The 629-nt window shown below is 43.4% G+C and carries 1 protein-coding gene; it reads right to left on the bottom strand.

The window, feature by feature from the left end; all coding sequences use genetic code 11:
• On the bottom strand, positions 1-629 hold a 629-nt coding region (locus NK356_RS24070; RefSeq protein ID WP_253318256.1), incomplete at both ends, for a fibronectin type III domain-containing protein.

The raw sequence follows: 629 nt of genomic DNA, 5'->3' as shown, positions 1-629 counted from the left end.
GAAGCATTTCCAGCTGCATCTTTTGCTTTCACAGAGAAAGAATACGTAGTTGCTGGTGAAAGTCCTGTTACAGTATATGTAGTAGACGCTGTAGAACCAATTAATGAAGCACCCTGATATACATCATATCCTGTCACTCCAACATTATCTGTAGCTCCAGACCATGAAAGGTTAGTGGTTGTAGCTGTAGTTCCTGAAGCAGCAAGGGTAGGAGCTGTAGGAGCAACTGTGTCAGGAGTTCCTGAACCTGCATTGACAGAGATGTTGTTATTGTTGACATCAAAGAAAATGTGGTTTGATCCTTTTACCATAATTCTTCCCGTTGTTGTCGTAGCATTAGGAATTGTTACCGCTTGTGAACCGTCATTAGGTGTTGCTGCCAATAGAGTAGTCCATGTATTTCCGCTGTCTGTAGACCAAAGAATATCTACATTGGCCGCATTTACTCCGTTAGCGGTAGTTCCTGCCACGTTCCATGTTACGGTTTGAGAACTTCCTCCGGCATAAGTTGTTGCGGAGTTTTGCGAAGTTATCAGGAATGGTCCTGCAGTTGAATTTACGGTGATTACCGCATCGTCAGAATTATTTCCGGAACCTCCCGCTTTGTTATCACGAACGGTAAATCTGAA

This window comes from Chryseobacterium sp. S0630, from assembly GCF_024158915.1.
In the GTDB taxonomy this organism is placed as follows: domain Bacteria; phylum Bacteroidota; class Bacteroidia; order Flavobacteriales; family Weeksellaceae; genus Chryseobacterium.
The sequence above is the reverse complement of the archived record's forward strand: the minus strand, read 5'-3'. Positions and strand labels throughout refer to the sequence as shown.